The sequence below is a fragment of the Micrococcus sp. iso_229 genome (assembly GCF_058072725.1).
In genome coordinates this window covers 610,617-624,317 of record NZ_CM176514.1, presented here as the reverse complement: position 1 = coordinate 624,317, position 13,701 = coordinate 610,617, and the positions used below count along the sequence as shown (strand labels likewise).

The window sequence follows — 13,701 nt, the reverse complement described above, 5'->3', positions numbered from 1 at the left end:
GAACGACAGTGCCGCGACACGCCGCCGTTTTCCGAACGAAAGTTCAGAGGGCGAGGGCGCGCTTGAGCGTGTCGGCCACCTGGCCGTATTCGGTGAGGAAGCCGTCGTGGCCGATGGGCGAGGCGATCGTGTGCACCGGCGGCCGCGCGGGCAGCGCCGCCGCGAGCGCCTCGGACTCGGCCGGCAGGTAGAGCCGGTCCGAGTCGACGGCGGCCACGAACGCCCGGCCGCGGTAGTCCGCGAGCGCCGCCGCCACGCCGCCGCGCCCGCGCCCGACGTCGTGGCCCATGAGGGCCTCGGTGACCACGAGGTAGGAGTTCGCGTCGAACCGGTCGGCGAGCTTGGCCGCCTGGTGGTCCAGGTAGGACTCCACGGCGTAGCGCCCGCGCCCGCCCGGCACCCCGACGACGGCGCCGAACGGGTCCTCGACGCCCTGCGGTTCCCGGCCGAACCGCTGGCCGAGCTCGCCGGCCGTGCGGTAGGTGGTGTGGGCGATGCGCCGGGCGATGCCCAGGCCGGCCACGGGGCCGGGGCCGGGGTAGTAGTCGCCGCCCTGGAAGTCCGGGTCGAGGCGGATGGCCGCGGTCTGCGCCTGCCCCCACGCGATCTGGTCGGCGGAGGAGGCCGCGGTGGCGGCCAGCACACCCACCCCGGCGACGCGCGCGGGGTGGGTCGCGGCCCACTCGAGGGCGCGGGCCCCGCCCATCGATCCGCCGATCACGGCGCGCCAGGCGCCGATCCCGAGGTGGTCGGCCAGGCGCCGCTCGGCCTCGACCGCGTCCCGCAGCGTGAGGAACGGGAACCGGGAGCCCCAGGGCCGCCCGTCGGGGGCCGGCGTCGAGGGCCCGGTGGAGCCGTGGCAGCCGCCGATCATGGCGGGGGCGACCACGAACCACCGGTCCGTGTCCACGGCGCGGCCCGGGCCGACGAGGGCGTCCCACCAGCCCGGCGTCGGGTCCTGCTCGTGCGCGGCCACGTGCGCGTCGCCGGTGAGGGCGTGCAGCACGAGCACGGCGTTGGAGCCGTCGGCGGCGAGGGTGCCCCAGGTCTCGTAGGCCAGCTCGACGTCGGGCAGCAGCCCGCCGGTCTCGGTGTGCAGCTCGCCGACCCGCAGGCGGTGGCGGCCGCCGCGGGGCAGCGCGGTGCGCGACGGACGCGTGGCGACGGCGGTCACGCCCGCTCCCCCGCGTCGTCGTCGCCGCGGCGGGCGGCGGCCGCGAAGCCGCGCTCGAGGTCGGCGAGGATGTCCTCGACGTCCTCCACGCCGAGCGAGAGCCGCACCAGGCCGGGGGTGACGCCCGCGGCGCGCTGCTCGTCGTCGGTCAGCTGGGCGTGGGTGGTGGAGGCCGGGTGCACGACGAGGGAGCGGACGTCGCCGATGTTGGCCACGTGGTGGTGCAGGGTGAGCCCGTCCACGAACGCGGCCCCGGCCTCGCGGCCGCCCGCGATCTCGAAGGAGACGAACGCGCCCGCGCCCTTCGGCAGGTAGCGCTGGGCCCGCTCGTGCCACGGGCTGGACTCCAGGCCGGCGTAGACCACGTGCTCGACGTCGTCGCGGCCCTCCAGCCAGCGCGCCACCGCGGCCGCGTTGGCCACCTGCCGCTCCATGCGCAGGGACAGGGTCTCCAGGCCGAGGTTCACCAGGAACGCGTTGAACGGGGAGATGGCCGAGCCGTAGTCGCGCAGCAGCTGCACGCGCGCCTTGAGGATGAAGGCCAGGTTGGCGCCGAGCGGCGAGCCCACCCCGAGGTCCCGCGCGTAGACGAGGCCGTGGTAGGACTCGTCCGGCTCGTTGAAGCCGGGGTACCGCTCGGCGTGCTGCGCGTAGTCGAACGTGCCGGCGTCGACGATCACGCCCGCGATGGCCGCGGCGTGCCCGCCGAGGTACTTCGTGGCGGAGTGGGTGACGACGTCGGCGCCGTGCTCGATCGGCCGCAGCAGGTACGGGGTGGCCAGCGTGTTGTCCACGATCAGCGGCACGCCGGCCTCGTGGGCGGCGTCGGCGACGGCGCGCACGTCCAGGACGTCGCCGCGCGGGTTGCCGAGGGTCTCGCCGAAGAACGCCTTGGTGTTCGGCTTCACGGCGGCGCGCCAGGACTCGAGGTCGTCCGGGTCGGTCACGAACGTCGTCTCGACGCCGACCTTGGCGAGGGTGTGCTTGAACAGGTTCTGCGTGCCGCCGTAGAGGCTGGCCGAGGCGACCACGTGGTCGCCGGCGCCGGCGAGGTTGAGGATCGCGAACGTCGTCGCCGCCTGACCGGAGGCCAGCAGCAGCGCGCCCACACCGCCCTCGAGCGCGGCGATCTTCTCCTCCACCGGGCCCTGCGTCGGGTTGCCGATGCGGGTGTAGAGCGGGTCGAGGTCCTTGAGGGCGAACCGGTCCGCGGCCACCTGGGCGGACGGGAAGTCGTACGAGGTGGTCTGGAAGATCGGCAGGGCGGTCGCACCGAAGGCGTGCTGGCCGACGGCGACGCCCGCGTGGACCTGCGCGGTGGAGAAGCCCCAGGCGTCGGGGGTCGGGGTGGGCTGGTCGGTCATGGCGGACCCTCCTGAAGGGTTCAGGGGCCGGACCCGTCCGCCCCGCCCGCCGGCCGACGTGCCGATCCGGGGACCGGCGTCGTCGAGGTGCCGGAGATGACCCGGCGCCGTCGAGAGGGGCCGTGGGATCGGCCCGCGCTTGCCGGCAACCGTTGTGGGGCCGGCCTGGTCGTCACCCGGGGCACCCCACCGCGGAAGGAGGGTTGCCGGTCAGCATGCCGGGGCCTGTTGCTGACTCTCGTGACCGTGTCTCCGAGTGTAGCCCGCCGCCCCGCCACGATTTCGTCACGCGTGTCACACGCGGATACGCTCTCCGCACGGGGGCGCCCGACCCGTCAAGGGCTCGACGCCCCCCGACTCGCACCAGGTCAACCCCCGGGGCAGCCCGGGAACGGAGAGGAACAGCGCAGTGCACACCTGTCGCATGGACCACGTGTCCTACGCCGCCGGCCCCGAGGGCCTGGACGCCACGGTCGCCCGCATCGCCGAGACGCTGGGCATCGAGCGGATCAAGGGCGGTGTCCACCCACGTTTCGGCACCCAGAACGCGCTCTTCCCCATGACGGAGGGGCAGTATCTGGAGGTCGTCGAGGCCCTGGACCACCCGGCCTCCCTCAGCGCGCCGTTCGGCCAGCTCGTGCGCGCCCGCACCGAACAGGGCGGCGGCTGGATGAGCTGGGCCGTGGCCACCCCGGACATCGGCCGGTTCGAGCGCCGCCTCGGCCGCGAGGCCGTTCCCGGCAACCGTCGCTTCCCGGACGGCCGCGAGCTGTCCTGGCGGCAGATCGGCATCAAGGGCACCCTCGCGGACCCGCAGCTGCCGTACATCCTGCGCTGGGCCGACGGCCAGGAGGACATGCACCCCTCGCAGGCGGCCGAGCCGCAGGCCACCATCGAGCACCTGAACATCGCCGGCTCCCCCGAGCGCCTCGCCGAGTGGCTCGGCGACGACGAGGACGGCCAGGTCCAGGACGTGGACATCGAGTACGTCGCGCCCTCCGGCACCCCGGGCATCGTCTCGGTCACCTTCCGCACCCCGAAGGGCGAGATCACGCTCTGAGCGCGGGGGCGGGGCCGCTCAGCCGAGCAGCCCCGCCCGCGCCAGCAGCGGGTAGCCGACGAACCCGACGGCGTCCAGCAGCGTGTGCGCGATGACCAGCGGCATCACCCGGCGCACCCGCAGGAACACGAGCGCGAACACCACGCCCATCAGGGCGTTGCCCACGCCCGGCCCGATCCCCTGGTACAGGTGGTACGCCCCGCGCAGCAGCGCGAGGGCGAGCACCACGACGGCAGCGCGGGTCGGCAGGTAGAGCCCCTCGGCGCTCACCCACGACGACGGCACGGCCGGCGCCGGATCGCGCGCCAGGCCCGCGTCGCGCAGCCGCTGCAGATACCCGAGCCGGTCGACGAGCCAGGCGCCCACGATGACCTCCTCCAGCAGTCCGTGCCGCAGCGCGGAGAGCAGCAGGACCGGCACCTGGTACCAGCTCTCCCCGAGCGCCGAGCCGACGATCGCCGTCGTGATCCCCAGGGCCCGGCCGGCGGCGTAGACGCCGAGCGTGCCCAGCCCGATGGCCGCGAACAGGCCCAGGCCCCAGGCCAGGTCGCGGCCGGGGCGGCGCAGGTCGAGGCCGAGCACCCGGAACGGGTTCCGGCCGCGCAGGTGCATCAGGTGCAGCACGAGGGCCACCGGCACCAGCGCGAACCCGATGCCGAGCAGCTGGTAGGTCAGGTCGAAGGCCCAGCGGTCGGCCAGAGCCGGGTTGAGGACGGTGGTCTGCTCCCCCAGCGGGGCCTGGGTGGCCTTGTCGATGAGCTGGACGATCGCGTAGACCGCCGACTTCCCCAGGGAGAGGCCGAGGACGATCGCGATCTCCCACCGCACCGTGCGCGCCGAGGGGGCGGGCAGCGCGGGGGCGGGTCGGACGGCCGGGCCGGCCGGGGTGCGGGACGTGCGCGGGGTGGCGGGCATGCCCCCAGTATCCGCCCGTCCCTCCCCCCCGGGCGCTTTCGAACGTGAGGAAGGGCCTATCTCCCGTTCGAAAGTCCCCATTCCCCCGATATCACGTTCGAAAGTCCGGGAGGGCAGAGGGAGGGTTAGCGTGGTCGTGTGGTCTCCCCGCCTGCCCCCAGCGAGCTCGAGCTGGTCCACCGCGCCCTGCAGCACCTCCGCCCCGGTCTCGACCCCGCCCTCGCCCGCCGGCTCCGCACAGCCGACTGGGCCGCGGCGTCCGTGGAGGAGGGCGGGCAGTTCCACCGCGTGCTCGTGCTCGAGGACGTCGGCGTCCTCCGGATGACGCGGGCCCACGAGGTCGGCGCCGCCCCGGCCGCGCGGTGGGCGCCCGAGCGGGACCCCGCGGCGCACCTGCCCCGGCGCCTGGCCCTCCTCGACGGACTCGCCGCGGCTTTGGCCGAGCGCCGCGTGCCCTGGGCCGTCCCGGTCGCCCTCTCGGACCCCGTCCCCGCGGGCACGGGCGCCGCGGTGCTGCAGCGCTTCCTCCCGGGCGGCCCGCACCCGCCGCACGAGGGCGATCCGGCCGTGCTGCGCGACGTCCTCGACGACCTCGCCGCCGTGGACGTCACCGACCCGCGGATCGCCCCGCACCTCGGCCGTCCGTTCGCCTTCCGCGGCCCGTGGACGTCGGAGCGCGCCCGGCACGTCGCGGCACTGCCGGGGGCGGTCGCCGCGCGCCTGGGCGCGTGGGAGGGGCACGACGTCGACGCGCGGCTGGGCGCCGAGGCGTGGCCGGACGCGGTGGCCGCCCTCACGGACGCGGTGACGGCGTGGACCGCTGCGCCGCCCGTGCCGCCGTCGCTCGTGCACGGCGACCTGGCCGGGCACAACATGCGCTGGCGTGCCGTGCCCGAGGACGAGGACCCGCGCGCCCCGCTGCGCTGGACGCTGGCCGGGGTGCTGGACTGGGACCTCGCGTGCGCGTGGGACCCGGCCCTCAACGTCGCCTACCTGGCGCTGTGGCACGGCGAGGACAAGGTGCCCGACCTGGCCCGGGACGCGGCCGAGGCGCGGCGGGCCCGCGTGTGGCTCGGGGCGATGGCCCTGGAGACGCTCGACGACGCGGCGGCCCGGGACGCGATCGTCGGCGGGCTGGCCGCGGGGTCCTGGCGGCGCCTGCTGCGCAAGACCCTGCCCCGCGTGGCGCGGGCCCTCACCGCGCTGGACGGCTGAGGGCCCGCGCGGTCGTCAGGACACGCCCAGGCGCTCCAGGACGATCTCGCGGACGCGGCCGGCGTCGGCCTGCCCGCGGGTGGCCTTCATGACCGGGCCGATGAGGGCGCCGACGGCGGCCATCTTGCCGCCCTTGATCTTCTCGGCCACGTCCGGATTGGCGGCGATCGCGGCGTCGACGGCCTCGGTGAGCGCGCCGTCGTCGGACACCACGGCCAGGCCCTTCGCCGCGACGACCTCCTTCGGGGCGCCCTCGCCGTCGGCCACCAGGCCGAGCACCTGCTTGGCGATCTTGTCGTTGATCGTCTTCGCGGCGATCAGCTCCTCGACCTCCACCACGTGCGCCGGGGTGATCCCCAGCTCGGCGACGGCGACCTCGCGGACGTTCGCCAGGCGGGCGATCTCGCCCATCCACCACTTGCGGGCGGCCGCCGCGGAGGCGCCGGCCTCCACGGTCGCGACGATCTCGTCCAGCACGCCGGCGTTGACGACGTCGCGGAACTCCTCGTCCGCGAAGCCCCACTCGGCCTTGAGCCGCTTGTTCCGCACGGCCGGCAGCTCGGGCATGGCCGCGCGCACGCGCTCGACCCACGCGGCGTCCACGTGCACCGGCACGAGGTCCGGCTCCGGGAAGTACCGGTAGTCGTCCGCGTCCGACTTCGGGCGGCCCGAGGTGGTGCTGCGGGTGTCCTCGTGCCAGTGGCGGGTCTCCTGCGTCACGGTGCCGCCCGCGGCGAGCACCGCGGCCTGGCGCTGGATCTCGTGGGTGACCGCGTGCTGCACGGCGCGCGTGGAGTTCACGTTCTTCGTCTCGGTGCGGGTGCCGAACTCGGTGGCGCCCTTGGGCATCAGCGAGACGTTCGCGTCGCAGCGGACGTTGCCGCGCTCCATCCGCGCGTCGGAGATGTCGATGGCCTGCACGATGTCCCGGATCGCGGTGACGTAGGCGCGGGCCAGCTCGGGGGCCCGTGCGCCGGCGCCGACGATCGGCTTGGTGACGATCTCGATGAGCGGCACGCCCGCACGGTTGTAGTCGACGAGGGACGCGGAGGCGCCCTGGATCCGCCCGGAGCCGCCCACGTGGGTGAGCTTGCCGGCGTCGTCCTCGAGGTGCGCGCGCTCGATCTCCACGCGGAAGACCTCGCCGTCCTCCAGCTCGACGTCCAGGTGGCCGTCGAAGACGATCGGCTCGTCGTACTGCGAGGTCTGGAAGTTCTTCGGCGTGTCCGGGTAGAAGTAGTTCTTCCGCGCGAACCGGCAGGTCTCGGCGACCTGCGCGTCCAGGGCCACGCCCAGGCGGATCGCGTACTCCACGACCTCACGGTTGAGCACCGGCAGGGTGCCGGGCAGGCCGAGGTCGAGCGGGGTCACGTTCGTGTTCGGCTCGTCGCCGAACGCGTTGGGCGCCGAGGAGAAGATCTTCGTGGCGGTGTTCAGCTCCACGTGCACCTCGAAGCCCAGCACGGGGTCGAAGCGCTCCATCGCCTCCGCGAAGTCCATGGTCTGCTCTGCGTGGCTCATGCCCGGCCTCCTGCCGTGGTCGCGGTGGTGGCGCGCTGCGCGCCCTTCTCCAGCTCGGGGGCCTCGGCCCACACCGGCCCGCCCCGGCGCTCCCCGACGAGGCGCTCGAGCGCGGCGCCGGCCTCGTACAGGCGCGCGTCCTCGCGCGCCGGCGCCATCAGCTGCAGGCCGTAGGGCAGCCCGTCGACGACGCCGCCCGGCACGGACATGCCCGGGATGCCGGCGAGGTTGGCCGGGATGGTGGCCAGGTCGTTGACGTACATGGTCATCGGGTCGTCCGTCTTCGCGCCCAGCTCGAACGCCGGGGTCGGGGCGGTGGGCGTGAGGATGACGTCCACCTGCTCGAAGGCGCGGGCGAAGTCCTCCTGCACGAGCGTGCGGACCTTCTGCGCGGAGCCGTAGTAGGCGTCGTAGTAGCCGGCGGACAGCGCGTAGGTGCCCAGGATGATGCGCCGCTTGACCTCGGCGCCGAAGCCGGCGGCGCGGGTGGCGCCCATGACCTGCTCGATCGTGCCGCCGCCGTCGGGCACCACGCGGTGGCCGTAGCGGACGCCGTCGAAGCGGGCCAGGTTGGAGGACGCCTCCGAGGGCATGATCAGGTAGTACGCCCCGAGGGCGGCGTCGAAGCTCGGGCAGGAGACCTCCACGATCTCCGCGCCGGCCTCACGCAGGGCCGCGACGTGCTCGTCGAAGCCGGCCCGGATGCCCGGGTGGAACGCCTCCGCCGGCAGGTCCGTCACGACGCCGACGCGCAGCCCCGCCAGGTCGCGGCCGCGGGCCGCGCCGGTCAGGTCCGCCGGCGCGTCGGCCAGGGACGTGGAGTCCTGCGGGTCGTGGCCGGCGATGACCTGCTGCAGCGCCGCGGCGTCGGCCACGGTGCGGGCGGCGGGGCCGATCTGGTCCAGCGAGGAGGCCATGGCGATGAGGCCGTAGCGGGAGACGGCGCCGTAGGTGGGCTTCACGCCGACCGTGCCGGTGAACGCGGCGGGCTCACGGACGGAGCCGCCGGTGTCCGAGCCGAGGGCGAAGGGGGCCAGGAAGGCGGCCACGGCGGCCGCCGACCCGCCGCCCGAGCCGCCGGGCACGCGGTCGCCGCCCCACGGGTTGCGGGTGATGCCGAACGCGGAGTGCTCGGTGGAGCCGCCCATCGCGAACTCGTCGAGGTTGGTCTTGCCCAGGATCGGGAGGCGGGCCTCGCGGAGGCGGGCCACCACCGTGGCGTCGTACGGGCTGAGCCAGCCCTCGAGCATGCGGGAGGCGGCCGTGGTCGGCTGGCCGCGCGTGACGATGTTGTCCTTCACGGCCACGGGCACGCCGGCCAGCGGGTGCAGGGCGTCGGCCTCGGGGCCGCCGGCGGCACGGATCGCGTCCACCTCGGCGGCGACGGCGAGGGCCTCGTCCGTGTTCACGTGGAGGTAGGCGCGCACGCCGCGGTCGCCGGCGGCGTCGGCGCGCACGTCGCCGTCGTGGGCCGCGATGCGGTCCAGGTGGGCCTGGACGAGCTCCACGGAGGTGGTGGTGCCGGCGCGCAGGCGCTCGGCCATCTGGAGCGCGGTGAGCCGGACGAGCTCGTCGGCGCCGAGGGTCGCGTTCACGTCGAACGTCTCGGTCATGGGGGTGATCACTCTCCGTCCAGGATGGCGGGGACCTTGAACTGGCCGTCCTCGGAGTCCGGCGCCTGGTCGAGGGCCTCCTCCTGCGTGAGCATGCCGGCCGGCACGTCTTCGCGGAACACGTTCTCCAACGCGATGGGGTGGGACGTCGGCGTCACGTCGTCGCCCGCGGCGGCCTGGACCGCGGAGACGTGCTCCAGGATCTTCTCCAGGTCGCCGGACATCGTGTCCAGCTCCTCGTCGGTCATCCGGATGTGGGCCAGGCGAGCCAGATGCTCCACCTGATCCCGGGTGATCTCAGGCATGGATCTCCTCGTGTGACGGGTCGGGGCGGGGTGGACGACGCCGGCGCGGCGGCGGCCACATCGGGGTCGAGTCTAGTGCCGGGGCCTGCCCGGCCGCGGCCACCGCTTCGGGGCGGGAAATCCACCCCACTGCGGCTCCCCGGGCCTGCATGACAGGGATCTCCCGCCCCGCATGGGGTCCCGGCGCCGATCTCCCGCCCGGGGTCAGTCCAGCGCGAGCCGGTAGACGAGGAACGGGCCGGTCTCGTCGGCCGGGTCGAGGTCCGGCACCACGTCCGCGAGGAGCCAGTCCCGCTCCGGGACGCGCACGAAGCCGGCGCGCTCGTACATCCGGTGGGCGCCGGTCATGGAGGGCATGGTGGTCAGCACGACGGCGTCCACGCCCTCCTCGGCGCGGGCCCGCGCCACGATCTCGGCCAGCAGGGCGCCGCCCACCCCGCGGCGGTGGAACCGCGGGTGCACGGCGAGCATGCGGAACTCGTACTCCCCGTCGCCGGAGGTCTCGGCCAGGGGCGAGCCGGGCGGGGTGAGCACCACGGACCCGGCCACCTCGCCGTCGACTTCGGCCACGAGCACCTCCGCGCGGCCGGCCCGGTCGGCCACGTCCATGAGGGTCTTCACGTAGGCGTCGTCGGGGGCGATGTGGCCGCCGTCGACATAGGACGCCAGGGTGAGCTCGGCGACCGCCTCGTGGTCCTCGGGGCGCAGCGGGCGGACGAGGGCGCTCATGCGTCGCCTCCGGCATGCTGGCGCAGCGTGTCCTTCAGGCGGGCGCGGGTCGCGTCCGTGGCCACGACGTAGTCGCGCCGGCGCAGCCAGGCGGTGGGCACGGCCTGGTGGGGGTGGCCGTCGCGCGACTCATGCATCCCCTCGAGGAACGTCGCGGCTGCCGGCTCCTGCCAGATGTTCACCCAGTAGGCGCGATCCCGCTCCTGCGCCGTCAGTTCCTTGACCAGCCGCCTCGTGAACGGGCAGCCCGGCCGCCAGAACACCACCACGCCGCCGCCCTCGACGTGCGCCTGCGCGCCGGCGAACGGCCGCGAGCGGACCCGGACCGCCCACCGGTACGTGACCGCGTAGCCGGCCAGGACGAGCCCGGCCACGATCATGCCGACCTGCTGCAGGCGCGTCCCGGCGATCATGAACGTCAGGCCGCCGGCCACGAACAGGACCGGGTAGAACCACGGGTCTCCGACGATCCGCCTCATGCCCTCTCCCCCGTCACGGCGGCCAGGGCGGCCGCGTCCACGTCGCCGGCCACCATCCAGTCGGGATGCGCCGTGCCGTCCGCCGAGGCGGGCCGCGTCACCGCGACGCCGGCCTCCTCCGCCACCAGCGCGCCGGCGGCCCAGTCGTACTCCTGCGTGCCGAACTCGGCGTACGCGTCCAGGGTGCCGTCGGCGACCATGCACAGGTCCAGCGCCGCCGAGCCGATCCGCCGCACGTCCCCGAACGCGGGCAGCAGGGCCGCGAGCGCCCGCACCTGCAGGGCCCGGCGGGCGGGGTCGTAGCCGAAGCCGGTGGCGAGCAGCCGCCCCGAGCGCCCCGGCACGGGACCGGTGAGCCGCACGGGGGCGGCGTCCCGGTCGGGCACGTCCACGCCCGCCGTCGTCGCGTCCGCGGTGCTGAAGGCACCCCGGCCCGCGCTCGCGAACCAGGTGCGCCCCAGCGCGGGCGCCGCCACGACGCCGGCCAGCCAGCGTTCGGTGCCCTCGGCCACCCCCAGCAGGTCGGCGGTCTCGGCGTCCACCGGGCCGGTGACGGCCACCGAGGTGCAGAACTGCGGAAGCCCGCGCACGAAGTTCGTGGTGCCGTCCAGCGGGTCGATGGACCAGCGGTAGCCGGACGGCTCGGCCGGACGGGTGGCGCCGTACTCCTCGCCGGTGATCTCGTCCGAGGGGCGGTAGCCGGCGATGACCTCCCGGACGGCCTGCTCGGCGCGGCGGTCGTAGTCGGTGACCCAGTCGGAGCCGGAGGACTTCGTCTGCGCGCCGATCTCCTCGACGCCCAGCGGGACGGCCGGGTGGTGACCGGTCCAGCGCCGGGCCAGGACGTCCGCGCCGGCGCGCGCGGCGGCCTTGGCGACCACGAGCAGGCCCGGGACCATGGTGCGCGCGCTCATGCCGAGGCCTCCCCGTCTGCGGCGCCGTCGGTGGCGTCGTCCGTGTCCGCCGGGCGCACCGCGTCCGCACCGCCGGCCAGCAGCGCCGTGAACCCGGCCTCGTCCAGCACGGGCACACCGAGGGACTGCGCCTTGTCCAGCTTGGAGCCGGCAGCCTCGCCGGCCACCAGGAAGTCGGTCTTCTTGGACACGGACCCGGAGGCCTTGCCGCCGCGCACGAGGATCGCCTCCTTCGCGGAGTCACGGGAGAAGCCCTCGAGCGAGCCGGTGACCACCACGGTCAGGCCCTCGAGCGTGCGCGGGGTGGACTCGTCCTGCTCGTCCTCCATGACCACGCCCGCCGCGGCCCACCGGTCCACGATCTCCCGGTGCCAGTCCTCGGCGAACCACTCGATGAGCGCGTCCGCGATGATCGGGCCGACGCCGTCGATCTCGGCCAGCCGGTCCCGGTCGCCGGCCTCGGCCGCCGCGCGCAGCGCCGCCATCGAGCCGAACGCCGTGGCCAGCGAGCGGGCCGCCGTCGGGCCCACGTGCCGGATGGACAGCGCCACGAGGGTGCGCCACAGCGGCTGCGACTTGGCCTTCTCGAGCTCGTCGAACAGGCGCAGCGTGTTGGCCGTGGGCGCGGACGGCTTCTTCGCGGTGCCGGCGGTGAAGAAGTACGGCTTGAGCGTGAACACGCCCGAGGGCACCATGCGGCCGTCCACCTTCGTACGGCCCTCGCGCCACACGCGGACCTCGCCGAGGGAGCGCTGCAGGTCCGTCAGCCCGTCCTCGCCGCGCGGGCCCGTGATCTCCTCCGGCGTGCCGGAGGCGAGGTCGAAGATCTGCGCCTCCGCCGTGATGGGGCCCGGGCCCTCGGGGCGCACGTGGCCCTCGTGCTCGGCCGGGTCCTCGCCGGGGCCCTGGACGAGCCAGCGGGCGGCCTCCTCGCCGAGCGCCTCCACGTCGAACGCGCCGCGGCTGGCCAGGTGCTCGACGCGGCCGGCCAGCTGGGCCGGGCAGGAGCGGGCGTTGGGGCAGCGCAGGTCCACGTCCCCCTCCTTGGCCGGGGCCAGCGGCGTGCCGCACGAGGGGCAGTGCGCGGGCATGACGAACTCGCGCAGCTCCCGGCCCGCCTCGATCGCCTTCTCGCGCAGCGGCAGCACGGGGCCCACGACCTCGGGGATCACGTCCCCGGCCTTGCGCACCACCACGGTGTCCCCGATCAGCACGCCCTTGGCCTTGACCACGTCCTGGTTGTGCAGGGTGGCCAGGGAGACGGTGGACCCGGCCACGGTGACCGGCTCCATCACCGCGAACGGGGTCACCCGCCCGGTGCGGCCCACCGAGACCGCGATGTCCCGCAGCAGCGTGTGCACCTCCTCCGGCGGGTACTTGTACGCCACGGCCCAGCGGGGCACGCGGGAGGTGTGGCCGAGGTAGCGCTGGTCCGCGAACGCGTCCGCCTTCAGCACGATGCCGTCGATCTCGTGGATCAGCTCGTGCCGGCGCCGGCCGTACTCCTCGATCACCGCGACGACGGCGGCCAACGCCTCCTCGTCCGCGCCCTCCACCCGGCGGGTGTAGGGGCTCACGGGCAGGCCCCAGCCCGCGAGCGCGTCGTACACCTCGTGCTGGGACTCCAGCCCGAACGCCTCGACCGAGCCGATGCCGTGCACGAACATGGCCAGCGGGCGCTGCGCGGTGACCGCCGGGTCCTTCTGACGCAGGGCGCCGGCAGCGGCGTTGCGCGGGTTCGCGAACGGCGTCTGGCCCTCCTCGGCACGGCGCGCGTTGAGCTCGGCGAAGGCGGCGGAGGACATGAACACCTCGCCGCGCACCTCGAACTCGGCGGGCCAGCCCTCGCCGGAGAGCTCGTGCGGGATGTCCCCGATGGTGCGCACGTTGGCGGTGACGTCCTCGCCCGTGACGCCGTCGCCGCGGGTGGCGGCCTGCACGAGCCGCCCGTCCCGGTAGCGCAGGGCGACGGCGAGCCCGTCGATCTTCACCTCCACGAGCCAGCGGGGCGCCACGCCCGGCCGCACCTGCGTCAGGGCCTGCGCCGCGCGGCGGAACCAGACCTCGAGCTCCTCGATGGAGAACACGTCCTCGAGCGAGTACATGCGGGCCCCGTGCCGGACGGGGGCGAACGCCTCCGAGACCTCCCCGCCGACCTCCTGGGTGGGCGAGTCGTTGGACACGAGCTCGGGGTGCAGGGCCTCGAGGTCCTCGAGGCGGCGGTACAGCGCGTCGTACTCGGCGTCCGAGATCTCCGGGGCGTCCCGCTGGTAGTAGGCGGTCCGGGCGGCGCGGACCCGCTCCACGAGGTCCTCGTACTCCGCCCGCAGGTCCGCGGCGGGGATGTCCTGCGGATCGGGCTGGGCGGCGGATTCCTTGGGGGTGCTCACCCGGCCCAGCGTAGTCGGCGTC

12 protein-coding genes and 1 riboswitch are annotated in these 13,701 nt (G+C 74.9%); of the genes, 2 read left to right on the top strand and 10 right to left on the bottom strand.

Going from position 1 to position 13,701, the window contains the following annotated elements; genetic code table 11:
- Positions 1–43 precede the first annotated feature (43 nt).
- Positions 44–1,174 carry a homoserine O-acetyltransferase MetX gene (gene metX / locus AC3RKA_RS02900; protein ID WP_489727466.1) on the bottom strand — a complete coding sequence of 377 codons (1,131 nt, stop codon included), beginning with the start codon at positions 1,172–1,174 and terminating at the stop codon, positions 44–46.
- Positions 1,171–2,538: a bifunctional o-acetylhomoserine/o-acetylserine sulfhydrylase gene (locus AC3RKA_RS02895; RefSeq protein WP_489727465.1), complete on the bottom strand. Its 1,368-nt coding sequence runs from the start codon at positions 2,536–2,538 to the stop codon at positions 1,171–1,173. The genes metX and AC3RKA_RS02895 overlap by 4 nt, the downstream gene beginning before the upstream one ends.
- 130 nt (positions 2,539–2,668) lie before the next feature.
- A riboswitch (SAM riboswitch) is annotated at positions 2,669–2,784 on the bottom strand.
- Positions 2,785–2,962: 178 nt separating this feature from the next.
- On the opposite strand from AC3RKA_RS02895, the gene AC3RKA_RS02890 reads away from it, so the two are divergent.
- Positions 2,963–3,598, top strand: a complete 636-nt coding sequence (locus AC3RKA_RS02890; protein WP_241179311.1) for a VOC family protein — start codon at positions 2,963–2,965, stop codon at positions 3,596–3,598.
- 18 nt (positions 3,599–3,616) lie between these two features.
- On the opposite strand, the gene AC3RKA_RS02885 is transcribed toward AC3RKA_RS02890, so the two are convergent.
- Entirely contained in the window at positions 3,617–4,513 is an 897-nt protein-coding gene (locus tag AC3RKA_RS02885) for a CPBP family intramembrane glutamic endopeptidase (RefSeq protein WP_098471341.1), read from the bottom strand.
- A 138-nt stretch (positions 4,514–4,651) separates the two neighbouring features.
- Between AC3RKA_RS02885 and AC3RKA_RS02880 the strand changes: the two genes are divergently transcribed.
- Positions 4,652–5,728, top strand: a complete 1,077-nt coding sequence (locus AC3RKA_RS02880; RefSeq protein WP_049158499.1) for a phosphotransferase — start codon at positions 4,652–4,654, stop codon at positions 5,726–5,728.
- A gap of 15 nt (positions 5,729–5,743) precedes the next feature.
- Here AC3RKA_RS02880 and gatB read toward each other — a convergent pair whose 3' ends face one another.
- The 7 genes from gatB to ligA form a co-directional block, all read right to left on the bottom strand.
- A complete protein-coding gene (gatB, locus tag AC3RKA_RS02875; RefSeq protein WP_049158500.1) occupies positions 5,744–7,249 on the bottom strand; it encodes an Asp-tRNA(Asn)/Glu-tRNA(Gln) amidotransferase subunit GatB in 1,506 nt (501 codons plus the stop codon).
- Positions 7,246–8,862, bottom strand: a complete 1,617-nt coding sequence (gatA, locus tag AC3RKA_RS02870) for an Asp-tRNA(Asn)/Glu-tRNA(Gln) amidotransferase subunit GatA (RefSeq protein WP_489727464.1) — start codon at positions 8,860–8,862, stop codon at positions 7,246–7,248. The genes gatB and gatA overlap by 4 nt, the downstream gene beginning before the upstream one ends.
- A gap of 8 nt (positions 8,863–8,870) precedes the next feature.
- Positions 8,871–9,167 (bottom strand): Asp-tRNA(Asn)/Glu-tRNA(Gln) amidotransferase subunit GatC, encoded by a 297-nt coding sequence (gatC, locus tag AC3RKA_RS02865; RefSeq protein WP_002854348.1) that lies wholly within the window; start codon positions 9,165–9,167, stop codon positions 8,871–8,873.
- Positions 9,168–9,371: 204 nt separating this feature from the next.
- Positions 9,372–9,896 carry a GNAT family N-acetyltransferase gene (locus AC3RKA_RS02860; protein ID WP_002854352.1) on the bottom strand — a complete coding sequence of 175 codons (525 nt, stop codon included), beginning with the start codon at positions 9,894–9,896 and terminating at the stop codon, positions 9,372–9,374.
- Positions 9,893–10,375, bottom strand: coding sequence for a thioredoxin domain-containing protein (locus tag AC3RKA_RS02855; protein WP_049158502.1), 483 nt, complete (start codon positions 10,373–10,375; stop codon positions 9,893–9,895). Before AC3RKA_RS02855 ends, AC3RKA_RS02860 begins: the two co-directional genes overlap by 4 nt.
- Positions 10,372–11,289, bottom strand: a complete 918-nt coding sequence (locus AC3RKA_RS02850; RefSeq protein ID WP_049158503.1) for an inositol monophosphatase family protein — start codon at positions 11,287–11,289, stop codon at positions 10,372–10,374. Before AC3RKA_RS02850 ends, AC3RKA_RS02855 begins: the two co-directional genes overlap by 4 nt.
- On the bottom strand, positions 11,286–13,679 hold the full coding sequence (ligA, locus tag AC3RKA_RS02845) for an NAD-dependent DNA ligase LigA (RefSeq protein WP_098471334.1): 2,394 nt from the start codon (positions 13,677–13,679) through the stop codon (positions 11,286–11,288). The genes AC3RKA_RS02850 and ligA overlap by 4 nt, the downstream gene beginning before the upstream one ends.
- Positions 13,680–13,701: the final 22 nt, after the last annotated feature.